General features: G+C 71.7%; 14 protein-coding genes. 8 read left to right on the top strand and 6 right to left on the bottom strand.

Translation table 11 applies throughout. The features are described from left to right. Nucleotides 1-9 precede the first annotated feature (9 nt). The 3 genes from RPQ07_RS32620 to RPQ07_RS32610 are packed head-to-tail and all read left to right on the top strand — an operon-like array spanning nucleotide 10 to nucleotide 4,511. Nucleotides 10-2,499: an FHA domain-containing protein gene (locus RPQ07_RS32620; protein WP_313947822.1), complete on the top strand. Its 2,490-nt coding sequence runs from the start codon at nucleotides 10-12 to the stop codon at nucleotides 2,497-2,499. A 12-nt stretch (nucleotides 2,500-2,511) separates the two neighbouring features. Then, nucleotides 2,512-3,501, top strand: a complete 990-nt coding sequence (locus tag RPQ07_RS37845) for a hypothetical protein (protein ID WP_413777798.1) — start codon at nucleotides 2,512-2,514, stop codon at nucleotides 3,499-3,501. Then, nucleotides 3,501-4,511: a serine/threonine-protein kinase gene (locus tag RPQ07_RS32610; RefSeq protein WP_313947821.1), complete on the top strand. Its 1,011-nt coding sequence runs from the start codon at nucleotides 3,501-3,503 to the stop codon at nucleotides 4,509-4,511. The genes RPQ07_RS37845 and RPQ07_RS32610 overlap by 1 nt, the downstream gene beginning before the upstream one ends. A 42-nt stretch (nucleotides 4,512-4,553) precedes the next feature. Here RPQ07_RS32610 and RPQ07_RS32605 read toward each other — a convergent pair whose 3' ends face one another. Beyond that, a complete protein-coding gene (locus tag RPQ07_RS32605) occupies nucleotides 4,554-5,837 on the bottom strand; it encodes a streptophobe family protein (protein ID WP_313947820.1) in 1,284 nt (427 codons plus the stop codon). A gap of 177 nt (nucleotides 5,838-6,014) precedes the next feature. Here RPQ07_RS32605 and RPQ07_RS32600 point away from each other — a divergent pair, with 177 nt between their 5' ends. Further along, nucleotides 6,015-7,292 (top strand): DUF6777 domain-containing protein, encoded by a 1,278-nt coding sequence (locus RPQ07_RS32600; protein WP_313947819.1) that lies wholly within the window; start codon nucleotides 6,015-6,017, stop codon nucleotides 7,290-7,292. Nucleotides 7,293-7,324: 32 nt separating this feature from the next. On the opposite strand, the gene RPQ07_RS32595 is transcribed toward RPQ07_RS32600, so the two are convergent. The 3 genes from RPQ07_RS32595 to RPQ07_RS32585 form a co-directional block, all read right to left on the bottom strand. Further along, nucleotides 7,325-8,242, bottom strand: coding sequence for a GNAT family N-acetyltransferase (locus RPQ07_RS32595; protein ID WP_313947818.1), 918 nt, complete (start codon nucleotides 8,240-8,242; stop codon nucleotides 7,325-7,327). A gap of 99 nt (nucleotides 8,243-8,341) precedes the next feature. Beyond that, nucleotides 8,342-9,886 carry an amino acid permease gene (locus RPQ07_RS32590; protein ID WP_413777797.1) on the bottom strand — a complete coding sequence of 515 codons (1,545 nt, stop codon included), beginning with the start codon at nucleotides 9,884-9,886 and terminating at the stop codon, nucleotides 8,342-8,344. Between the two features lie 64 nt (nucleotides 9,887-9,950). After that, a complete protein-coding gene (locus RPQ07_RS32585) occupies nucleotides 9,951-10,907 on the bottom strand; it encodes a hypothetical protein (protein ID WP_313947817.1) in 957 nt (318 codons plus the stop codon). Nucleotides 10,908-11,304: 397 nt separating this feature from the next. On the opposite strand from RPQ07_RS32585, the gene RPQ07_RS32580 reads away from it, so the two are divergent. The 4 genes from RPQ07_RS32580 to RPQ07_RS32565 all read left to right on the top strand — a co-directional run bounded on the left by RPQ07_RS32580 (nucleotide 11,305) and on the right by RPQ07_RS32565 (nucleotide 18,565). Then, nucleotides 11,305-11,742: a DUF6299 family protein gene (locus RPQ07_RS32580; RefSeq protein WP_313947816.1), complete on the top strand. Its 438-nt coding sequence runs from the start codon at nucleotides 11,305-11,307 to the stop codon at nucleotides 11,740-11,742. A 190-nt stretch (nucleotides 11,743-11,932) separates the two neighbouring features. Then, the gene (locus RPQ07_RS32575) at nucleotides 11,933-13,915 is read left to right on the top strand and encodes a beta-N-acetylglucosaminidase domain-containing protein (RefSeq protein ID WP_313947815.1); all 1,983 of its coding nucleotides are present in this window, start codon (nucleotides 11,933-11,935) and stop codon (nucleotides 13,913-13,915) included. 103 nt (nucleotides 13,916-14,018) lie between these two features. Continuing rightward, nucleotides 14,019-17,291 carry a GH92 family glycosyl hydrolase gene (locus RPQ07_RS32570; protein WP_313947814.1) on the top strand — a complete coding sequence of 1,091 codons (3,273 nt, stop codon included), beginning with the start codon at nucleotides 14,019-14,021 and terminating at the stop codon, nucleotides 17,289-17,291. Nucleotides 17,292-17,386: 95 nt separating this feature from the next. After that, nucleotides 17,387-18,565: a lactonase family protein gene (locus RPQ07_RS32565; RefSeq protein WP_313947813.1), complete on the top strand. Its 1,179-nt coding sequence runs from the start codon at nucleotides 17,387-17,389 to the stop codon at nucleotides 18,563-18,565. 61 nt (nucleotides 18,566-18,626) lie between these two features. On the opposite strand, the gene RPQ07_RS32560 is transcribed toward RPQ07_RS32565, so the two are convergent. Both RPQ07_RS32560 and RPQ07_RS32555 read right to left on the bottom strand, forming a co-directional pair. Beyond that, nucleotides 18,627-21,674 carry an alpha-mannosidase gene (locus tag RPQ07_RS32560; protein ID WP_313947812.1) on the bottom strand — a complete coding sequence of 1,016 codons (3,048 nt, stop codon included), beginning with the start codon at nucleotides 21,672-21,674 and terminating at the stop codon, nucleotides 18,627-18,629. 30 nt (nucleotides 21,675-21,704) lie between these two features. Then, nucleotides 21,705-23,720, bottom strand: a complete 2,016-nt coding sequence (locus tag RPQ07_RS32555; RefSeq protein WP_313947811.1) for an endo-beta-N-acetylglucosaminidase — start codon at nucleotides 23,718-23,720, stop codon at nucleotides 21,705-21,707. Between the last annotated feature and the right edge of the window lie 45 nt (nucleotides 23,721-23,765).

The following is a 23,765-nucleotide window of genomic DNA, read 5'->3' as shown; positions in this document are numbered from 1 at the left end:
AATTCGAGCATGGGAGAGCGGCCTGTAGCACCGACTGCGCCCGAACTTGTCCTCGAAACAGACGCGGGCTCCACGGTGATGAGTCCGAGCCGGGACTACCACATCGGGCGCGACCCCTCGAGCGACATCGTGCTGGACGACGACCGGGTGTCCTGGCACCACGCGGTGCTGCACGCCGACGACGGCCACTGGACCGTCGCGGACGAGGGCAGCACCAACGGGACCTACGCCGACGGCCGGCGCATCGACGAGCAGGGCGACGTCGGACCCGGCAGCGTCCTGCGGTTCGGCCATGCCGTCGACGGTGCACGTGCCGTGCTGACCGGGCAGGCCCCTCCGGAGCCGGAGCCGGAGCCGGAGCCGGAGCCGGAGCCGGTGCCCGAGCCCGCGCCTGTGTCCGTGTCCGAGCCGGCGCCTGCGCCCGTGTCCGTGTCCGAGCCGGCGCCCGCGCCCGTGTCCGAGCCGGCGCCCGAGCCCGTGTCCGGCGGGCGGGACAGGCCCTCGGTGGTCTCGATGCCCCGGGCGACCGGCACCTTCCGGCAGCCGACCAGTGTGCGTCCGCTCCCGGCCCGCACCGTCCGTATCGGCCGGGGCGACGACAACGACCTGGTCATCGATGATCTGGTGGTCTCACGCCACCACGCCGAGCTGCGGGCGCACTCCGACGGCACCTACGAGATCGTCGACATCGGCTCCCACAACGGCACCTTCCTCAACGGCCAGCCGGTCGAGAGCGCCCGGATCGGCTCCGGTGACATCGTCGGTATCGGCCACTCCGCGTTCTGCCTGGTGGGCGACCAGCTCCAGGAGTACGTCGACACCGGCGAGGTCTCCCTCGATGTGCAGGACCTCGCGGTCACCGTGGACCACGGACGCAAGACTCTCCTCGACCATGTCTCGTTCCCGGTCGGCGAGAAGTGCCTGCTCGGCGTGGTCGGCCCGAGCGGGGCCGGCAAGTCCACCCTGCTCAACGCTCTCACCGGCCTGCGACCCGCCGACGAGGGGACCGTCCTGTACGACGGGCGCGATCTGTACCGGGACTTCGCCGAGCTGCGCCAGCGCATCGGCCTCGTGCCGCAGGACGACATCCTGCACACCCAGCTGACCGTGCGCCGGGCCCTCGGCTACGCCGCCGAACTGCGCTTCCCCCAGGACACCGGCAAGGCCGAGCGCCTGGCCCGGGTCGAGGAAGTGGTGCGCGAGCTGGGCCTGGAGGAGCGTGCGGACCAGCCGATCCACAGTCTGTCCGGCGGCCAGCGCAAGCGGGTGAGCGTGGCGCTGGAGCTGATGACCAAACCCTCGCTGCTCTTCCTCGACGAACCGACGTCCGGGCTGGACCCCGGTATGGACCGTTCGGTGATGCACATGCTGCGCGGCCTGGCCGACGACGGACGCACGGTCGTCGTGGTCACGCACAGCGTGCTCAGCCTGGAGGTGTGCGACCGGCTGCTCGTCCTCGCGCCCGGCGGCAGGATCGCCTACTACGGGCCGCCCGATGAGGCACTGCCGTTCTTCGGCTTCGAGCAGTGGCCGGAGGCCTTCGAGGCGTTCGAGAACGACCGGGACCGCGACTGGGCCGGTGCGTACCGGGACTCGCCGCTTCAGCGGCGGTACATCGCGAACGCCTCCCCCCAGCCCCACCAGCCGCAGGAGTCGGCGGCCGCCTTCGTGGCGCCGCCCAAGGCCCAGAGCTGGGGATCGCAGCTGAACACCCTGGTGCGCCGGTACGCGGCGGCGCTCTCCGCCGACCGCACCTTCCTGGTGATCATGATCGCGCTGCCGTTCGTGATGGGCGCGATGGCCCGTGCGCTCGCCGGCAGCCGTCTCACCCAGGAGACGGCGATGAACGCGCTGCTCATCCTGTGTGTGGGCGGTGTCCTGATCGGTGCCGCCAACGCGGTGCGCGAGCTGGTCAAGGAACGGGTGATCTACCGGCGGGAACGAGCCGTCGGGCTGTCCAGATCCGCCTATCTGATGTCCAAGGTCGTCGTGCTGGGCACGGTCACGGTGCTCCAGGCCGTGGTCCTGACCCTGGTCGGCCTGGTCGGCGTCGCCCCCAACGCGCCCGGTGGCAAAGGGGTGCTGCTGCCACCCCTCGTGGAGATCACCCTTGCGGTCGCGGTGCTGTCCTTCACGGCCATGATGCTCGGCCTGCTCGTCTCCGCCGTGGTCCGCAAGGAAGAGGTGACCATGCCTCTGCTGGTGCTCCTCGCCATCGTGCAGGTCGTGTTCTGCGGAGCCCTGCTCAGGCTGAGCGGGCTGCCGGTGATCGAGCAGCTGGCCTGGTTCATCCCCTCGCGCTGGGCGCTGGGAGCGATGGCGGGCACCGTCGGCCTGTCCCGGATCGTGCCCGGCGATCTCACGGCGGACCCCCTGTTCGAGCACTCCGCGGGCGTGTGGCTGCTGAACATGGGAATGCTGCTGGTGCTCTCGGTGATCTTCGGCTACGCCGTCCTGCGGCTGCTGCGCCGCCACGAGCCCGCCGTCATGCGGAAGTAGGGCGAAGCCACCATGACCATCGAGGACTTCCGTCCGACACATGTCGTCCCCCGCGACGGTCTGCCCGCCTGGGAGGAGCCGGACGTGTCCCGGCCGACGGCGCCGCTGGACGCGCTGCTGCCGGTGCGACTGGTCGACCGGCGGGGCGACTGGGGCCGTATCGAGTGCGCCAACGGCTGGTCGGCCTGGGTGGACGGCCGGCTGCTGATCTCCGTGCCGCAGGAGCCCCCGGCCACCGGTCAGCCCCTCACCCGCACGGCCGATCCGCGGCCGCTGCTGACCCGGGCCGGGGAGTCCCTCGGGACCTACCGGCGCGCGGCCGAGGAGCTGGCGACGGGCCGGACCGACCGGGAGACGTTCCGCCGCCGGACGCGGGGACTGCGGGTCGGCATGGTGGTGGACGGGGAGTCGGTGTGGTTGTACGACTCCGAGCACGAGCGCTGGGTGTACTGCGACGGCGCGCGGCTGAGCACGTTCGCGACCGCTGCCGGGCCGGAGGAGTCGGCCGGCCCGGCAGCTCGGGCGGCAGCACCGCCGGAGCCCACCCGGGTGGTGGACCAGGCGGAGGCGGCGGGGCCGGCACCGATGCAGGCACGGCCGGAAGGCGCGGGACCGGCTCCGGCACAGGTTCGGCCGGAGGCGGCTGGGCCTGACGAACCGGCCCCCGCTCGGGCTCGGCCGGAAGCCGCGGAACCGGCGGAACCGGCTCCGGCGCAGGGCCGCCCGGAAGCGGCGGAACCGGCCGGACCCGCCCCCGCTCAGGCTCGACCGGAAGCGGCCGGGCCTGACGAACCCGCCCCCGCTCGGGCCCCCGCTCCTCCGGAGCCCACTCGTGTCGTGACCCCGGCGCCCCCGCCCCCGGAAGCCACCCGGTCCGTCGATCCCGCGCAGGCGCAGCCGCAGGCCGCCCAGGACCAGGTCCCGGAGAACGGGCAGGAGACCCGCCGCGTACCCCCTGCCGACGCCGATCCGGATCCGCCCGCCCGGCCGGGTGACACATGATGGCGAGAAGTCCGCGCGACACCGGTCTGCCGACCGGAAGGCCCTCCGACCTGGTCGGACAGCAGATCGCGGGCTACCGCGTGGAGAACGAGATCGGGCGCGGCGGGATGGCGGTGGTGTACCGCGCCAAGGATCTGCGGCTGGACCGTACGGTCGCGCTGAAACTGCTCGCGCCCGAGCTCGCCCGCAACGACACCTTCCGCCAGAGGTTCACCCATGAGTCCCGAGTGGCCGCGGCCATCGATCATCCGCACATCGTCCCGGTCTTCGAGGCGGGCGAGACGGAAGGCATTCTCTACATCGCGATGCGCTATGTGGCGGGGCAGGATCTGCGGGCCCTGCTCGACCGCAAGGGACCGCTGCCGTTCGCCACGGCGGGCCGGATCGCCGCGCAGGTCGCCTCGGCCCTGGACGCCGCACACACCCACGACCTGGTGCACCGGGACGTGAAGCCCGGCAACATCCTGGTCGCCGAGGGCACGGACAGCGAGCACCCCGAGCACGTCTATCTCACGGACTTCGGGCTGACGAAGAAGTCGCTGTCGCTGACGGGGTTCACCTCGGTCGGGCAGTTCGTGGGCACGCTCGACTACGTGGCGCCCGAGCAGATCTCCGGCCGTCCCGTCGACGGCCGGTGCGACGTCTACAGCTTCGCCTGCGTCGTCTACGAGACCCTCGCCGGGACGCCCCCCTTCCAGCGGGACGACGACATGGCGCTGCTGTGGGCCCATCAGTTCGATCCGCCACCGCCGCTGACGTCGAAGCGCGCCGACCTGCCGGCCGCGGTGGACGGCGTCCTGGCGAAGGCGCTGGCCAAGAGCCCGGACGACCGGTACGGCTCCTGTCTGCAGTTCGTGGCGTCGCTGCGGGCGGCGGCGAGGAGCGGGACCGAGGCAGGGCACCCGCCGGCCCATGGGGATCTGGCCGCGGTAGCGGGGGCCGTGGACCCGGGCCCGCCACCACCGCCGCCGAGCTGGGCCATGCCGGTGTTCCCCGGGCTGCCGGCCTGAGGCCGGATCCGTGAGGGCAGGGCACGGCCTGTTGTCCCGTTCTCAGACGTCGGTGGTCCCGACCTCGCCGCGCCGGTGGACACGCAGTGCCGGCAGGCTGCCGAGGAAGCCGGTGACCAGTCCCCACAGGGCGGCGAGCCCCAGGGCGGACCACAGCCGCGGCCGCAGGAACACATCACCGCCGAGACCTCCGTCGATGTCCCCGATGCCCAGCAGCGACAGTCCGTAGTGCGCGGTCAGCCGGGCGACGAGGCAGACGGTCAGCACCGTGAGGACGAGTGCGACGGCCATGTGCACGGCGTGCTGCCACGGCCGTACGCGGGCGGGTGAGCGCACGGCCATCAGGAAGGCCGCGCCCAGCAGGAGTACCGCGGCCACGACGAGCAGCCACCAGGCGCGGCTGTCCCGCTCGGTGAGCGAACTCAGGTTGACCGTGGAGCCGCCCGGTGTGCGCAGGACTTCGTCGAGAATCTGCGGCACGGGCAGCCCGAAGGGGCCCTCGACCTTGCCGTCCCAGGTGGCGCCGAGTCCGACGGTGAAGGCGATCCAGGCGAGGTTGGGCAGCCCGAGCAGGATCACCGCGAACGTCTCGGCGGTGTGCCCGCGCGTCGCGGCGACCACGAGTCCCACGACGATGCCCAGGACGACGTAGGCGAGCAGCAGGACGACCATGGCGAATGCCGCCGGGCGCACCGACTCCTGGAAACGCAGCAGACGGCCGGGCAACGGGGTCTTGCGCGAGACGAGTACGGCCAGCAGGAGGAGGCCCGCGAGCCACACCAGTCCCAGGACGACGGTGACGGGGATGTTCGCGCGGAAGCCGACCTGCGGGGCGGAGTCGAGCAGGTCACCGATGTCGGAGACGGTCCCTTCGCCCAGTGGGACGGCGAAGGAGTGCCGGGCGACGGCAGCCAGGGCGATGAGGGCGATCGCCCACAGCACGGCGAGCCGGCCGGCCCAGCCGGCCAGCTCGCGGGCGCTCGCGACGGCGCGGTGCCGCAGAGGGCGCAGAAAGCCCTCGGCGATGACCACGGCGCCGGCCAGTGTCACCGAGAGGGGCAGCACGGTGAGTCCCGCGCTCGTCTCGGCGATGAGCCCGGCGTCCCCGGAGAGCTCGACGGAGCCGCCGACCGCCATCACGACGACCGCCGCGACGACGGAGGGAAAGGCGCCTCCGGGCAGTTCGGCGGCCCCGGCGGCCCACAGACCGAGGCCTGCCGTGACGAGGAGGGCCACCACGCCGGCGAGCACTGCCACCAGTGCTTGGAGCCAGCCGTGCGAGGCACGGGCGGGCCGGTCTCGGTCGCGGATCTCCTCGTGGCTCACGCTGCCACGCTAAGCAGCCGAGCGTCGCTCCGCCCGCCGGGAGGGCCGACCGCGTCAGCTTGCGGGCCGTGCGGATACGGAGCACACAATGGTCGTGAAGTGCCATGAAACGTCTTCAACGGAATATGCGGTGCATTTCCACTCCGCTTGACGTCCTCATCGTGGGAAGAAGAGCCCGTGAGCGCCGAACAGCCACCGTCCGAACGCCCCACAGGTCCACCGTCAGGCCCCTTGTCCGGACCGTCGCGGGGAGGACCGACGCCACCACCCGGCCCGCCGCCCGGCCCGTCGAGCGGCGGTGGCCCGAGCGGACCGGGCGGACCCGGCGGTACGGGCGGCTCCGGCGGAACGGGCGGCTCCGGCACTCCCACGGGAGGGCCCGGCGACGGAGGGCAGCGCCCGTGGTGGCGCTCCGTACCCAAGGTGGCCACGATCGCCGTCGCGCTGGTGGCCGCCGTGGCGCTGATCGTCGTCTTCACCCGCCCCGACGGAGGCTCCGGCTCCGGCAGCGAGGTGTTCCTCCAGGCAGCGGGCACGGCCGGCCCCGATCCCTACACCCCCTCCACCGCACGCGAGGACGCGCCCACCGACGAGTCGGCGCAGCCGACCGCGACCGCGAAGGCCGCGAATCAGACGCAGAGCGTGGTGGGCTCAACACCCGGTCTGTACGGGGGAACCCGCAAGGTCGCCAGCTGCGATGTCGAGCAGCAGGTCACCTACCTCACCGACAATCCGGCCAAGAACACGGCCTTCGCCTCGGTCGTGGATGTCGAGCCCGGCGCCGTACCCGCGTATCTGCGCTCGTTGACGCCCGTCCAGCTGCGACTGGACACCCGCGTCACCAACCACGGCTACCGGGACGGCAAGCCGACCAGCTACCAGGCGGTGCTCCAGACCGGCACGGCCGTCCTCATCGACGACCGCGGCGTCCCGACGGTGCGCTGTGCCTGCGGCAACCCGCTCCAGGAGCCCAAGGAGCTGAAGGGCACACCGAAGCGCACGGGCGACGCCTGGCCCGGCTATCGCCCGGAAAAGGAAGTGATCGTCGCGCCCGCGCCGCAGCCGGTCAAGGAGTTCGTGGTCTTCGACGGCGAGAACGACGACTGGTTCGAACGCCCCGCGGGCGGCACCGGCGGCAGCGACAAGAAGACGGCACCCCCGAAGAAGCCGCTCCCCTCGGCGCCCACACCGGGCACCTCCCCCTCGGGCTCGTCCGGGTCCGCGTGTCCGTCGCCGGGTGGGAAATGCCCGCCGTCGTCGCCCAGTTCACCGCCCTCGAACCCGCCGGACTCACCCTCTGAGCCCCCGCCCTCGCAACCGCAGAGCCCCGAACCCCCGCCCACCCAGTCACCGGAGCCACCGCCGCCACCTCCACCGCCGCCGCAGTCCGACTCGGCGGACACGGGCAACACCGCATCGGCACCGGACTCACCGCCGCCGGCCCCGGCCGGTTAGCGGTGAGGCCGGGGGCCCTCGGCGACGGACGGCTAGCCGAGTTCGAGTGAGGTGACCCCGAACATGCGCTCCGCCCCCACCTCCGGCGCCGGCCCGTTGTACATCCGGACGGTGACCGACCGGGGTTCGAGGCCCCGTGCCGCGGCGAGCGCGACGGCATCCTTCCGGGCTTCGGGTACGTCGAGGGCGACCACCTCGTCCGGGCCGAGGTGTGCGGTGAGGGCGTCGAAAAGTGCGCCGGCGTCCTCGGTGGTGTCGGCGAACAGCGGGCCGATGCGGTGGCCTTCGAGCGCGGGACGGATCACCCCGTAGCCCGTGACGCGGCCGTCCCGCAGCCGCGCGTACGCCCGGTGGCCGGCCGCGGTCAGCCAGCGGGAGACGAAGTCCCGCCGGTCGGCGGGGAAGCACTCCCTGTCGTACGCGGCGATCGCGTCCAGGTGCTCCGGGGCCACGGAGACCACTCCCGGTGCGGGCGTGCCCGACCGGGCGGGGCGGCCGCGGTACCGGATGTTCTCGCCCACCGCGGTGAAGCCGGCGCGCCCGTAGGTGGCTTGCTGGGCGGGTACCGCGTCCAGGCCGACGACGCGGTCGCCGGCGTGCGGGAAGGCGGCCCGCCAGGTCGCGAGGCCGAGGCCCTTCCGGCGGTGCAGCGGGTGCACGAGGTAGTAGCCGAGGAAGGCGTAGCGGTCCGAGTAGGTGACGATCGAGACCGCGGAGACGATCGTGTCGCCGATCCGGCCGACGAAGAAGCCCGCCGGGTCGGTGGGGTGGTAGCAGGCGACGTCGTCGTTGCCCGGGTTCCACCCTTCGTCGGCGGCCCAGCGGGCCACCAGGTGCCAGTCCTCCAACGACGCGCCGCTGATGGCGAGTTCACCGATGCCGGGTACCGCGCCGGGTGTGCCGCTCGGGCCCGCCGAGGACGGCTGGGTGGATTCGTCGCGAGTGTTCATGGGGTTGCGCACCTTTCGTGCCGTACTTCTGCGGATCGTGCCGACGGTGGGCCGGGCGAACGGGTGGGCCGTGCGGCCCGGCGGCGGATCGGGGCCGGGTCAGATCAGGTCCATGGCGGCCACCTCGTCCGGGCTGCCGTAGCTGACCGGGCCCTGGAAACGGCGCCGTGCGGTGGCGAACCACCAGACCGTGGCGATGAGGAGGACGACCCCGAGGGCGATCGGGGCGTAGTTGAAGGTCGTCCCCGTGATCGGGGAGACCTGCGGGAGCATGAACAGCACGCTGCTGAACACGATCCAGGTCACGGCCACCCGCGCGACCGGCTTGCCCCAGCGCCCGAGGCTCCAGGGGCCGGCCTCGAACGCGTCGCCCAGACGCAGCCGCAGGAAGATGGGCACGCCGTAGGCGAGATACAGCCCGACCACATTGACGCTCACAATCGCCGTGAACGCGGTGTGCGACCACCACGCCGGAATGATCAGGACGAGCGAACACGCGGCCGCCAGCCAAACCGCCTTGACGGGCGTGCGGGTCCGCAGGGACACCGAATGCCACAGCTGCGAGCCGGGCATCGCGCCGTCCCGGGAGAAGGCGAAAATCTGCCGCGTATTGCTGGTCATGTTGGCGAGCCCGCAGAACAGCATGGCGCCGATCACGATGAGCAGGAGCAGCTTCGCCGTGCTCGCGCCGAGTCCGTCGATGAGAATCTGCACCGGTGGCGCGGAAGCACTCGCTGTAGCCGCATAATCGCGGATCGCGTACACCAGGGCGAGCATGAGGACGAGGCCGGCGACCGCCGAGCACCCGATCGCCCGCATGATGCCCCTGGGGGTGTTGACGGTCGCCTTCACTGTCTCTTCCGACATGTGGAAACTGCCGTCGAAGCCGGTGAACGTCCAACTGGTCACCAGGAGACCGAGCATTGCGGCGTACAGACCGTTGCTGAAGCCGGTGTTGTTCACGAAATGAGTGACGAACGACGGCGACTGATGGTGCGTCGGTATGAAGGCGAGACACACCACGATGACCACCATGCCGATCAGCAGCCACCACACGGAGATCCGGTTCAGGGCGGCGACGAGTTGCACGGTGTAGGTGTTCGCCAGCGCCTGGAGCAGCACGATCAGGGTGGTGATGAGCACCGTCCGCTGGCCGGTGATCTCGTAGCCCGGCCACTGCATGACGACGAATGCCTGGATGAAGGTGGCGGCCGCGTACCCCGTGGCGGCCGTGCCGCCGACCTGCCCGACGAAGTTCAGCCAGCCGGTGTACCAGGACCAGGCACCGCGGTTCCGTTTGGCGAGCTTGCCGGCCGAGAAGTACAGCGCCCCGCTCGTCGGATACGCGGACGCGATCTCGCCCATCGCGGCGCCGACGAACAGCACCATGACGGACACGCCTATCCACCCCAGGACCAGAATCCGCGGGCCGCCGGCGCCCATGCCGAATCCGAAGGCCGAGAAGATTCCGGAGATGATGTTGATGATGGTGAAGGAAATGGCGAAATTGTCGAATGCGCGGAATCGCCGCGTGAGCTTTCGCGGATAACCCATCGCATGCAGGGTCGCGTCGTCATCCAGAGCGACGGCGCCGTCGTGGCGATGACGGTTCTTCAATCGGGGTGCGGACATACGCTCGGACACAACTGCGTCCTTTCCCTGAGGGATTGGAAGAAGGAGTCGAAAAGGCGGGATCGGCCGGGAGGATTCAGGCGGCGCTCGGGACGGGGAGCCCGCAGGTGCGTCTCGCGCGGGTCAATTGCTCGCCCGGCGCTCCGAAAACGCTCCATGGCATCCGCGACGCATAGGGCCCCATCGCGGTGAGGACTTCCCGCGCCTCGAATTCACGCTGCGCCATGTAGAGGGCGTGCGCCAGATACGACAGGTCCAGGACCGGCGTGAAGCGGTAGTCGGACGTGCGGGGGAACCAGTGGTGGTAGAGCCCCATCGAGGTGGCCAGCCACTGGGGTTGACGCCAGGTGCGGTCGGCGAGCAGGGCGGCGGGGTCGTACTCCTCGACCAGAGCGACCAGCGGCAGCAGCCGCAGCGGGGATGCGGCCGGGGCGCGGTGGCTGAGGAACGAGGCGACGTCCCAGCGCGCGCTGGCCGTGCCGCCGTGCCGGGTGAAGAAGAAGGACAGGAAGCGGTGATGGGCCTCGCGGTTCCAGGGATCGAGCCGCAGTACCCGTGAGAACAGCTGCCAGGGACCGGGCGGTGCGGTCAACAGGCCCTGCGGGGCCGGGTCGAGGGGCCGGCGGATACGGGCCAGGGCCAGCTGCGCCACCCAGGGCGTGGGGTCCTCGGGCAGCAACTGCGCAGCCCGCTCGCAGGCGCCGTTCGCGATGCCCGCCAGGGTTCCGGTGCGCCGGTCCTGCGCGTCGGCCGAGCGCAGCGCGCGAAGCATCGCCACACGCGCCCACAGCAGCGCCGACTCGGGGCCCGGCTCCTCGGCGAGCCAGCGCTCGGCGAGGTCCGAGTCGGCCGCCTCGGACGCCAGCACCAGCGAACGGTGGGCGCGTACATCGAAATCGTCGCGAGCGTCCTTGAGCACCTCGTGGGCGCTGAGATAGCGGCCGGCTTTCACGTCGACGCACGCACGGGCCAGTTGACGGTCGTCGGCCGCCGGATGCCAGACGTACTGCCCCTCGAACGAACCAGCGGCCACGATCCCCCTCCGTCCCCCGCAGACGACACAGACGTACCCTCATACACATTCCGGCCAGGCGGAATTGCGCCGGTGTACGACGCGATAGATCACCGACAGCGGGCCACACCCTACTCACCATCAAGTGACGGGGAAAACACTCGTTCGGAGGAACTGGCGTGTCGCCATTCCCACCGCGCCCCGAAGGCCCGACGGCTGGCATATGCGAAACGCACTCGACGGGTGACCCGAGGGCCGAACTTGTTGAACCCTCCATCATTCATGGGATGTCGGATGCATTCCCCGTACGCCTTCCGCGCTCAGCCGAATGACCGGTACGCCCTCGTCAGGACCGCACGGACTCGCTCGTCCGTGCGATGGTGCGACACCTCGGCCGCGGACGGTCGTTCTGTTCTGCATGATCACTGCTCGACGCGCAACGCTCATTTCATCGGTCTGTATCGCTGCCGCCCTCGCGACCGGCCTGACGCCCGGCAGCGCGAGTGCTCAATTCGCTCCCGACACCGTCACCGTGGACGGGGTCGGCCTGATCGCGGAGGACGGAACGCTCACGCTGAGCGGCACCTACCGCTGTTCGTCACTGCGCACCAGCCCGATCGTCATCAGCTCCAAGGCCACCCAGGGCGACACCCAGGTCGGCATCGGGAGCACCACGGCGATCTGCGACGGCCAGGAGCGCGAGTGGCGCAACACCGGCAACCACATGGGCCTGCTGGCGCCCGGGGCCGCACAGGGCGAGGCGTCGCTCATCGAACTGGACGCCTCGCGCGGCTTCATCCCGATCCCCGTCGTCCTCACCACCCAGCGCGGCGATCTGACCCTCCAGCAGGGCTGACATCCGGTCAATTCCCCGGCGCCCCGCGTATCGCGGTGACAGCGGACGCGGGGCCTTCGCCGTGTGACCAGGGCATTCCGGAGCGTCGCCGAAGAGCGGACAGATCAGAACGCCCCACCCTCTTGACAACGATGTCAGCCAGTGGTCCAGTCCTCCAGCATCAAGGCATTGACGAGGAGGCGGCACAGCGATGGCAGTCGGAACCACATCCGCGGCGCTCCCACCCCACCGGCGCTCCCGGGGCGCACATGCCGTCGCCCTGATGCTCTCGCTCCTCGAAGGTGCCCCGGCAGTCGCCGGCAGCCCTGGCCGAGCCGCGGCCGGTCGCGACGACCTCGCGCCGCGGCTGTTCCCGCGGCCCCGTTCGGTGCAGAAGCGTCCCGAGTCCGTCCGCCTTCCGGCGGCGGTGACCGTCGTCCGCGGGGCGTCGACCGATGCCGGCGCCCTGGCCCTCGTCGAGGAGGTGCTCCACGACGCGGGCGTCCGCGCCATCGGCCGGTCGGACGACCACGCGCCCGTACGCGACCGGTTCGTCGTCCACGTCGGCGGCCACCGGGAGAACGGGGCGACGGCCGATGCGCTGAGCGCGCTCGGGATCCAGGGTGCCGAGACCATGGCCGCCGAGGGGTACGTCCTCGCCGTCGGCGCGGGCCGGGACGGTCGCCGTCATATCGTGCTGAGCGGCGCGGACCCCACGGGCACGTACTACGCGGCCCGGACGCTGCGCCGGCTGGTGCACGGGCCGAAGCTGCGGGGGACGGTGATCCGCGACTGGCCCTCGTTATCGCGGCGCGGAGTCGTCGACGTCTCGCGGAGCTCACCGTGGTCGCATCAGCGCCGCCTCGCCGACCTGGAGTGGCTGGGCGGGCACAAGGTGAACGCGTACTACTACGCGCCCGCGGACGCCCCCTGCCGGGGACCCGAGGGGCGCTCGCTGTTTCCACCGGGTGAACTCGCCCGTATCGCGGAGCTGGTGGGGCACGCCTGCGCCCACCACGTGGAGTTCGGTTACGTCCTCTCCCCCGGCCGGCCGGGGCAGTACGCCCTGGGTGAGCTGACCGCGAAGGTCGCGGCCCTGAGGAACATCGGTGTCCGCAGCTTTGTCGTCGCCTTCGAGGACCTCGGTGGCGGTCGGCGCGACGGCGCGGCGGGCACGGAGCCCAGGGCCCTGGCGCACGCTCAGGCGCGTCTGGCCAATGCCCTCCACGCGGAATGCCCAGGGCACCCCGGAGTGGCACCCCTGCAGATCGCGCCCACCGCGTGCGCAGGCCCGGGGCAGAACGACTACCTACGACGGCTCGCGCAGGAGCTCGATCCCGGCATCGCCGTCCAGTGGAGTGCCGGGAGCCCGGCGTCCCGAGGCCAACGGGCCACCGCACGCCGGGCCTTCGGCCGCCGACTGCTGGTACGGGACCCCGGACCGGAGGGCGGCACACCGGGCAGACTGTCGCTCGGGCCCTACGCCGGACACGGCCCGGGGCTCGCCGAGGAGGTGCTCGGACTGGTCACCGTCCCGCCGCCCCGGGCCTCGCGGATCGCCCTGTCCGGATTCGCCGACTACGCCTGGAACGACGGCGACTACGACCCCGAACGGTCCTGGTCGGCCGCGCTCGACGAACTGACCGGCGGGGACGAGGCCGCCACCGACGCCCTGCGCGCCTTCGCCGACGTCCACCGCACCGGGGGGACGGCCGGTCGTCAGGGCGGTGAACTCGCCGCCCTTGTCTCGGAGTTCCGCCGCGACGGCCACGCGGCTCCGCTGCGCAAAGCGCTCCGCGCGGTCCACGAAGCGCCCGCGGTGCTCCGCGGCCGCCTGCGGGACCCCGCCTTCCTCGCCGACACCGGCCCGTGGCTCGACGCCGCCGAGGCCTGCGGCGAAGCCGCTCTCGCGGCACTGGAGTCGACGACAGCGCACAGCACCCACCGCCGTGCCGGCGCCGGAGAGCCGCACCCTTCACCCGTCCCGCTCGTCGACCGTGCCCGGTCCTCCACCGAGCCGGATTCGCCCGGCGCTGTGCCGGCCGAATGCGGCCCGGTCCTCGCGGAGTTCGTGCTCGCCGCGCTGGAGAGGACCGCCCACCGTCCGGCCCCCGGCCGCACCTCCACCGAGGCCCGCCGCCCGCGTCCGGGCCGGACCGGCGAGACCCGGCCGCTCACCGACGGCGGGGTGTGAACGGGCCATTGACAGGTTTCGGACGACCATGAAAGCTTTCCCGGACCCGAATCGGACAACGTTGTCAGCAAGGGGCGCCCAGATGCGAGAGTCGGCCGTTCGGATGCGCACGAGAACCGCCCGGTTGCTGGCGGCCGTCCTGCTGGCCGGTGGGCTGTCCGGTCCGGCGGGCTCGGCCGTGGCCGCCGGGGCACCGGCCGTCGCGGACGACCCGGCCGCGCTCGTCAACCCCTTCGTGGGCACCCAGAACTTCGGCAACACCTTTCCCGGCGCGAGCGCGCCGTTCGGCATGGTGCAGGTCAGTCCGGACACCGGCGGCCAGGGCGGCTACGACTACCAGCAGAACAAGATCCACGGGTTCAGCCAGACCCATCTGTCGGGCGTGGGCTGCGGGGTGGCGGGTGAGCTGCCGATCATGCCGACCACGGGCGCTGTCGGCAGCGTGAACCCCGATGAGTACCGCTCGGAGTACTCGCACGACGACGAGCAGGCGGAGCCTGGCTACTACCGGGTGAACCTCACGTCGTACGGGATCGACGCGGAGCTCACCGCCACACAGCGGACCGGCTGGCAGCGTTATACGTTCCCGTCCACGGGCGATGCCAACGTGCTGTTCAACACCGGCAGGGCCAACCAGAAGGTGTACGACTCCGAGGTCCATGTGATCGGCGACCGGACGGTCGAGGGCCGCGTCGACGCGGGCAACTTCTGCGCGGGCAAGGACCGTCACACCGTCTACTTCACCGCCACCTTCGACCGCCCGTTCAGGGCGCAGGGCACCTGGCGCGGGTCGACCCCCACGCCGGGCGGCAGGGATGCCGCGGGCGAGGGGGGCAACGGCGCCTGGGTGACCTTCGATGCGAGCGCCGACAAGGACGTCGTGGTGAAGGTCGGCCTGTCGTACACCGGAATCGAGGGTGCCCGGAAGAACCTGGCCGCGGAGACGAAGGACTCGTACGACTTCGACGCCACGCGCGCCGCCCTGCACAGCACCTGGCAGAAGCAGCTGGGGTCTGTCCGGATCGGTGGCGGCTCGCGCGAGCGGCAGAGCGCCTTCTACACCGCGCTCTACCACGCGCAGTTGCACCCGAACGTGGCCGGCGACGTGGACGGCCGGTATGTGGGCTTCGACCGCAAGGCCCATACGGCGGAGGGCTACACGCCTTATCAGAACTTCTCCCTGTGGGACACCTACCGGCCGCAGAACCAGCTGCTGGAGCTGCTCCAACCCGGGGTGGCCCGCGATGTCGCCCTGTCCGTCGTCGCGATCGGCAGGGACGGCGGCTGGCTCCCGCGGTGGGCGCTCGCCAACAGCGAGACCAACATCATGACCGGCGATCCGGTGACACCGTTCCTCGTCGAGGCCTGGTCCAAGGGGCTCCTCGCCGGCCACGAGAAGGAGGCGTACGCGCTGTTGCGGAAGAACGCCACCACCACCCCGCCCGCCGGTTCCCCCTACAACGGCCGCTCGGGCGTGGACTTCTACGGCGAACGCGGCTACATCCCGTCCGGCCTCGGACTCGGCAAGGACTGCGCGGACAAGGGCGGCGACAACGACTGCAACCACCCCGCGTCGGCCACGCTCGAATACGCGGCGGCGGACGCCTCACTGGCCCTGATGGCGAAGGGTCTCGGACACGCCGCCGACGCGCGGATGTTCGCCGGGCGGGGGCAGTGGTACCGCAATCTGTGGGACTCCTCCATCGGCCAGTTCCGCCCCCGGACTTCGCAGGGCACCTGGGTGACCCCCTACGATCCGGTGGAAGCGGGCCATCAGTTCCACGAGGGCGGTGCCTATCAGTACCAGTGGCTGGTGCCCCAGGACCCGGCCGGGCTGATCGGGCTCATGGGCGGCAGGAAGGCCACGGAGAAGCGTCTGGACGCCTTCTTCGTCCATGACAAGCTGCTGACCGACCCGGCCGGGACCGCCCGCAGGGACTGGATCTCGCAGCCGTACGACTACTACGGCAAGCCGACCTACAACCCCAACAACGAGCCGGATCTGCACGCCCCGTACATGTATCTGTGGGCGGGCGCGCCCGCGAAGACGGCGACCGTCACCCGGGCGGCGATGACGCTGTTCACGACCGGGCCCGACGGTATGACGGGCAACGACGACCTGGGCACCATGTCGGCCTGGTACGTGTTCTCGTCGCTCGGGCTGTATCCGGTGATGAGCGGCGCCGATCATCTGGCCCTGTCCAGCCCGCAGTTCGAGTCGGCGGTGGTGACGGTCGGCCGGCACGGCCGGCGTCAGGGCGGCACGCTGAAGATCACCGCTCCGGGCGCGAGCGACGAACGCCGGTATGTGCAGACCGTGACTCTCGACGGCGCGCCGGTCAACCGGACCTGGCTGGACTGGGACGCCGTCGCGGACGGCGGCCGTCTCGACCACCGGCTCGGCACGACACCGTCCGCGTGGGGCACCACCCCGGGCGCCGAACCGCCGTCCGTCAACGCCGGGGGCGGCGCGGACCGACGCCGCCAACTGGACGCCTCGCTGCCCACCGCCGCCGATGTCGTACCGGCCGGCGGCAGCGGGCAGACGGCGCATCTGGCGGTGGACGTCCTCGCACAGTCCCCGGGCGAGGTCCGGGCGACCGTCGGTGTCCGGGCTCCCGCCGGGTGGTCCGTGAAGGGGGCATCTCGCCTCACGCTGAACTCGCGTCATCTGCCGGTGCAGAAGACGGTCCCCATCGCGGTCGGCGTACCCGCCGGAACGGCGACGGGCTCGTATCCCGTACGGATCACGGTCACCGCGCCGGGCATGGCCGCGGTCGTCCGCAGCGCCACGGTCGAGGTGCGTCCGGCCGCGTCCTGCGCGGCTGAGGGCGGGTCCACCTGCGCGGTGGATCTGACGGGGGCGCTGAACCACGACGGCACGGCGACGACGGACCAGTCCGGCCAGGGTGACTTCGACGGGGGCGGCTGGAGCTACGACGCCGGGCTGCTGCCCCCTGCCGGGCCGGTCACCTGGAGCGGCACGACCTATCGTGCGCCCGACCCGTCGGGGACCGCGCCGAACTTCGTCGAGGCCCGTGGCCAGACGCTGTTGCTGCCCTCCGGTGCCCGGTCGTCTCTGCGGCTGGTGGCCGCCTCCCACAACGGTCCGGTCACCACCTCGCTGACCGTGCGCTACACCGACGGCACTGCGGCACAACTGCCGGTGACGATCGGCGACTGGGCGGGTTCCGCGCCGGCCGGCAGCACCGTGGTCCTCGACATGCCGCACCGGATCAAGGCGGGACAGGGCGTCGACGGGCCGCCGGTACGGCTGTTCGGCGACTCGGCGGCGCTCGACAGCACCAGGTCGCCGCGCTCGGTGACGCTCCCCGACGATGCGCGGGTCGAGGTGTACGCGATCACCTTGACGTGAGCCGCGCCCCTGCCCTGTCCTCCCGCCCCCGACCCCGCACCACCGGCGTCGCCCCCCACCTCGCACCACCCGGACCGACTTCCGAGGTAGAGCACATGAGCAGCAGAGCAGCAGCGGCGGACACCGGCCGTCCCGTGCCCCCGGTTGAAGCGCCGGGCAGGCGCAGGTTCCTCGGGACCGTGGTGGCCGCGGCGGTCACCACCGCCTTACCGGCGACCGCTCACGCCGCACCCCGCGGGCCGCGCCGTCTCTTTCTGGGCACCTACACCTCCGTCGCCGGTGGTGGCGCCGGCATCGGTCTGGCGGCGTACGACGACACGACCGGGCACATCACCGCCACCGGCACCGTCACCGGCGTCGGCGACCCGTCGTTCCTGGCACTCCACCCCTCCGGCAGCACGCTCTACACGGTGAACGAGCGGCAGGACGGCGCGGTGACCGCGGTCCGGCTCTCCTCGGACGGCCGGCACCAGGTCCTCGGCAGCCGCGCCACGGGCGGCGCGGGCCCGTGCCATCTGTCCGTGCATCCGGGCGGCAACTGGCTGCTGAGCGCCAACTACACGTCCGGCAGCGTCGCCGTGCATCCGATCGAGGCGTCCGGCGCGCTGGGGGCACGCACGGCCCTCGTGACGCATTCCGCACCGCCGCCCGGCCCCGGCCAGGGGGGACCGCACGCGCACCAGATCATCACCAGCCCGGACGGCGGTCATGTCCTCGCCGTCGATCTGGGCACCGACACCGTCTACACCTATCGGCTCGACACCGCGCGCGGCACGCTCACCGCGGTGTCGCGGGCGACGGTCCGACCGGGCGCCGGGCCGCGTCACCTCACCTTCCATCCCTCGGGCCGCTACGCGTTCCTGGCCAACGAGCTGGACAACACGGTGGCGGTCTGCGGCTACGACCCGGCCACGGGCAGGCTGACCCCGGGCGCGCCGCAACCCACCGGGGCGGGCCCGGGAACGAGCTATCCGGCGCGGCTCGCGGTGACCCGCGACGGCCGGTTCGCGTTTCTCGCCAACCGTGGGCACAACAGCCTGACGCGCTATGCCGTGGAGGACGGCGGAGCGCGGCTGCGGCTGCTCGGCACCGTCCCGGTCGGCGGCGACCACCCCCGGCACATCGCCCTGTCGCCGTCGCAGAATCTGTTGTTCGCCGCCAACCAGCGCTCCAGCACGGTGTCCGTGTTCCACGTCGATCGGACGACCGGAGAACTGCGGCCTGCGGGGGGCCCCTTTCGCTTTCCGGTAGCGGTCTGCGCGCTACCGCTGTAACCCCATGCGGCAGCACGCCCCGCGCTCGCGGCGTGGGGCGTGCTGCCGCATCTGTCGCGGGTCAGTCCTGCGGGCGGGCCAGCCGGAGGGTGACGAGCTCGAAGGGGCGCAGGCTCAACCGGACTGCTCCATCGGTGAGTTCGGGCTGCGGAACGCCGGCCAGAGGCCGCTCCAGCAGATCGGTCGTGACCGCGCCGAGTGCCTCGAACTCCGTCGCGAGGCGCACGCGGACGCGACCGCCGCGCGATTCGTAGAGCCGCACGATCACATCGCCGCTGCCGTCGTCGGCCAGCTTCACCGCACTGACGACCACCCCGTCCTGATCGACCGTCACCAACGGGGCCACCGCACCCTCACCGGTGACCGTGCGCTCGGGGAGGTTGATACGGAAGCCTTCGCGGACCGCGTCAGCGATCTGCGCACCGGGCACGAGTGCGTGCCGGAACCGGTGGACGCCCTGGTCGGTCTCGGGGTCGGGGAAGCGCGGTGCCCGGAGCAGGGAGACCCGGAGCGTGGTCGTCGTGCCGCTGTCGGTGTCGGTGTCTGTGTCGCGCACGGTGCGGGTGACGTCGTGGCCGTACGTCGAGTCGTTGACGACCGCGACACCCCAGCCGGGCTCCTCCAGATGCACGAAACGGTGGTTGCACGCCTCGAACTTGGCCGCCTCCCAGCTGGTGTTGGTGTGGGTGGCCCGGTGGAAGTGCCCGAACTGCGTCTCGGAGGCGTAGCGCTCGGCATGGATGTCGAGCGGGAAGGACATCTTGAGGAACTTCTCCGTCTCGTGCCAGTCGACCTCGGTCTCGATGTCCAGGCGCTTGGCTCCGGCGGGGAGCGTCAGCACCTGGGTGACCTTCGAGTCGCCGAAGCTGCGGACGACGCGTACGGCGGCCGCGTTCTCGGAGGTCACGGCCGTGACCTCGTCGGCGCCCGTGAGATCGGTGACGGTGTTGCGGTAGAACTCGTCGACGTCCCACGCGTCCCACATGTTCGGGAAGTCGGGGTGGATCTGCAGGAGGCCGGCGGCGGTGCCCGGTGCGACCGTCTCGCGCTCGGCCCCGCTGTCGTAGGCGGAGACCACCAGGCCGCGGCCGTCGATCTCCACTTCCAGCAGGCCGTTGTGGAGGACGAAGCCGCCGTCCTCGCGCGGGGTGAGCGAGGCGCCGCCGCCGTCGGTGGGGGCGGACGCGCCTCCCGCGGGCACGCCGTGCCGCTCGTGCGGTGCGCCGTTGAAGACCAGCCGGGTGCCGGAGGCGGGATCGCCGGCGAGCGCACGCTGCGCCGCGTCGATGATGCCGTTCAGCTCATCCGCGACGGTGGCGTACGTCCGGGCGGCCTCGCGGTGCACCCAGGCGATGGAGGAGCCGGGCAGGATGTCGTGGAACTGGTGCAGCAGCACCGTCTTCCACAGCCGGTCCAACTCCTCGTAGGGGTAGGGGAAGCCGGTCCGTACGGCAGCGGTCGCGGCCCACAGCTCGGCCTCCCGCAGCAGGTGCTCACTGCGGCGGTTGCCCTGCTTGGTCTTCGCCTGGCTGGTCAGGGTGGCCCGGTGGAGCTCCAGATAGAGCTCGCCGACCCAGACCGGCGCCTGCGGATACTCCGCCTCGGCCTTGGCGAAGAACTCGGCCGGCCTTTCCCAGCTCACGGTCGCCGACCCTTCGAGACTGCGCAGCCGGGCGGCCTTGGCGACCATCTCGCGGGTGGTACCGCCGCCTCCGTCGCCCCATCCTGTCGGGGCGAGCGAGTGGTGTGCGACTCCCTTGTCCTTGAAGTTGCGCGCCGCGTGGGCGATCTCGCTGCCCTTCATGGAGCAGTTGTAGGTGTCGACCGGCGGGAAGTGCGTGAAGATGCGGGTGCCGTCGATGCCCTCCCACTGGAAGGTGTGGTGGGGGAACTTGTTCGTCTGCGACCACGAGATCTTCTGGGTGAGCAGCCACTTGGAACCGGCGGCCTTGATGATCTGCGGCAGTCCGGCGGCGAAGCCGAACGTGTCGGGGAGCCACGCCTCGTCGTTCTCGATGCCGAACTCGTCGAGGAAGAAGCGCTTTCCGTGCACGAACTGCCGGGCCATCGCCTCCGAGCCGGGCATGTTGGTGTCGGACTCCACCCACATACCGCCGGCGGGCACGAAGCGCCCGTCGGCGACGGCCGCCTTGACCTTGGCGTAGACCTCGGGGCGGTGTTCCTTGATCCAGGCGAACTGCTGTGCCTGGGACATCGCGAAGACGAAGTCGGGCTCGTCCTCCAGCAGTGCCGTCATGTTGGACGTCGTCCGGGCGACCTTGCGCACGGTCTCGCGCAGCGGCCACAGCCAGGCCGAGTCGATGTGGGCGTGCCCGACCGCGCTGATGCGGTGGGCGGACGGCTCGGCGGGCGTGGACAGGACCTCTTCGAGGCAGGCCCGTGCCTCTGCCGCCGTGCCGTTGACGTCCTGGAGGTCGACGGCGTCCAGGGCCCGGCCGACCGCGCGCAGGATCGCGTGCCGGCGCTGGCTGTCGGCGGACAGTTCCTGCATCAGCTCACCGAGGACCTCCAGGTCCAGGACGAGGTTCCACACGGTCTCGTCGAAGACGGCGAGGTCCATGCGCGCGAGCCGGTACTGCGGCTCGCTGCCCGCGGTCTCCTTGTCGCCGAGCTGCGTCGGCAGGAAGGGGTGGTAGTCGAGGATCACGGGGTTGGACGCGGCCTCGATGTGCAGCAGCACCTCCTCACCGCCCTGGACCGGCGCGCCGATACGGACCCACTGGTTGCGCGGGTTGAGGCCCTTCACCGGAGTGCCGTCGGCCCGGTAGACCAGGCCCTCGCACTGGAAGCCCGGCATGTTCTCGTCGAATCCGAGGTCGAGCAGTGCCTCGACGGTCCGTCCTGCCCACTCCTGGGGAACGGTGCCGGTCACCCGGAACCAGCTGGTCCCCCAGGGAGCACCCCACATGTCGCCGGCCTTGATCGGCACCGGTTCGGCCGCGAGTCCTTCGGCGACCGGGACGGGCTCGCCGGGTGCGTTCCACACCGCGATGTCCAGCGGAACGGACCTGGGGTGGACGGCAGGGCGTATGCGTTCGTCGAGGACCCTCCTGAGGCGGGATTCGACGAGGCTGCGGTCGTCATGCATGTGGGGTGGCTCCGAGGGTTGCGGTGGTGGTTACCAGGGGTGGGTGGCGGTCACGGGAGTCGACGCGGTGTAGAGCTCCCCCACGGCGCGCAGTTCGAACCGCGCCGCACTCTCGCCCTGTTCGGGCCGCAGGCCCGGGACGAAGTAGGCCCGCTGACAGGTGGCGCCGAGGAAGCGCCGTGTCCCGTCCGGCAGTACCCGGTGGAGGGTGTGGTGGCGTACGGCTCCGGGGGCGGGCTGCCAGGCGAAGCGCAGATCGCCGCCCGCCGCTGCGGTGATCCGCAGACCGGCGGGGGCCGACGGGTTCTGTGCCGCCTTGTCGCGTACGGCCAGGGAGCCGAGGCGCCAGGTCACCGGGCCTCCGGCGCCGGTCAGCCGGACACCCAGCGCGCGGACCTTCCCGGACAGACCGGTCAGCCGCACGGTGGTGGTCGTCCAGCCGCGGCCCGGGGCGGCGAGCGGCACATAGGTGTACGGATGCGGCTGTCCGGGTCCGGCGGGCTCGGCCGTGGCGATGGCCAGTTCGACGGTGACCCCGGCGCTCTCGCTGCGGTGGACGAGTTCGACGACGGTGTCGGCGGTGAGAGGCAGCCGGCACGCGTACAGGTCGAGGGTGGTGGGAGCGGTGAGGGCGCCGCCGACGAGGAGGCTGCTGCCGCCGTGCCAGGCGTCGCCGAAGTCGTAGGCCACCGTGGGCCGTTGTCCGGTGGTGCGCACGACCCACTGGCGCGAGGGCATGCGGTCCTGGACTCCGAGGTGGTTCCACGGCGCGTCGGACGTCACCTTGCCGCTCTCGTACCAGCGCAGTCCGTGGCCGGTGTTGAAGACGGTCGCGAACGGCAGGGTGTCGACGGTGGAGCGGTCGGCGACGGCGAGCGCCGGGGCCCGCCAGGGGTCCCCGGGTGCCGGCCGCGACGGGTCGAGGGACTGCCCGCTCCAGAACCGGTCGTCGGCGGCGTGGAACTGTGCGGGGGTGCGGCCCGCGGGCAGGTGGTTTCGGGTCCACTCCGGCCGGTAGAAGCCCAGCGAGACGACGTCCGGTGTGTTCACCGGGATGATGGCGTCCCAGTCGACGGACCGGTTCCAGCCGTTCGCCTCGACGTCGACACCGGCCCACAACGCGTAGCGGCTGCGCCCCAGTTGCTCGGCGGTGCGACCCGAGGCGGCCAGCGTGGAGCGCGACCAGCGGAAGTCGACGAACATGGAGTCGGCCGCCTGGAAAAAGGGCTTGTTGCGGTCGTTCAGCGCCCCCTGCCAGCTGACCGATCCGCTCACGGTCATCGAGTCGTACCAGCACACCCGCAGGCCCTTCGGCCTGCCGAGCGCGGTGAGTTCCTTCAGGAAGCCGGTCATGTCGGCGGCGAGCGCCCCGTCCCCGCCACCGGTCTCGGCGTTGATGAACCAGCCGTCGAAGCCGTACGCCGCCGCGACCGCGACGAGGCGCTCCGCGAGCGGGAAGCGGCCGAAGGAGTCCTTCTGGACCAGGTCCCGGGTCCAGCGCAGATCCCCGCCGTAGGCGACGGGCGGGAGGAACACGCTGCCGAGCACGGGGACACCGTGGCGGTGTGCGGCGTCCACGACGGGCGCGTTGGGCGCGAGGACCAGGCCCTCGCCGGACGAGCCGCCCCAGAAGACGAGTTCGTCGAGGTAGGACCAGTGGGTCAGGGCGTAGTGGTCGGCGGTGGCGGAGCCCTGGGAGGGGTTGCCGGCGGTGGGGGCGAAGGAGACCAGGGACTGGATGCGCGCCTGGCCGGCGCGGGCCGTGGTGTTCACCGGGACCGGCGTGAAGCGCCTCGCCAGGGGCACGGTCGCGGAGTTGAACGCCAGATCCGCGTCGTCCTCGGCGCGCCAGGCCTTGAGGCTGCGCCAGGTGATGCCGGGGCCGGGGGTCCCGGCGGGAAAGGAGTCCGGGTACCAGTAGGCGGCGTACGGCGCGCCGGAGGCGGCCTTGGTCGCGGCGGAGGCCGCACCGGGCAGGACCGCCGGCGCCACGGCCGCGGCGGCGGAGGCCAGGAGGAGGGTTCGTCTGCTGAGGTGGGGGGTCATGGTGTGCTCCGTGTCGTTGGGGGACGGCTTACGGTGCTGTGGTGG

Source organism: Streptomyces sp. AM8-1-1 (assembly GCF_032229325.1).
Taxonomy (GTDB): Bacteria; Actinomycetota; Actinomycetes; order Streptomycetales; family Streptomycetaceae; genus Streptomyces; species Streptomyces achmelvichensis.
This window is presented reverse-complemented; position numbering and strand designations above follow the sequence as displayed.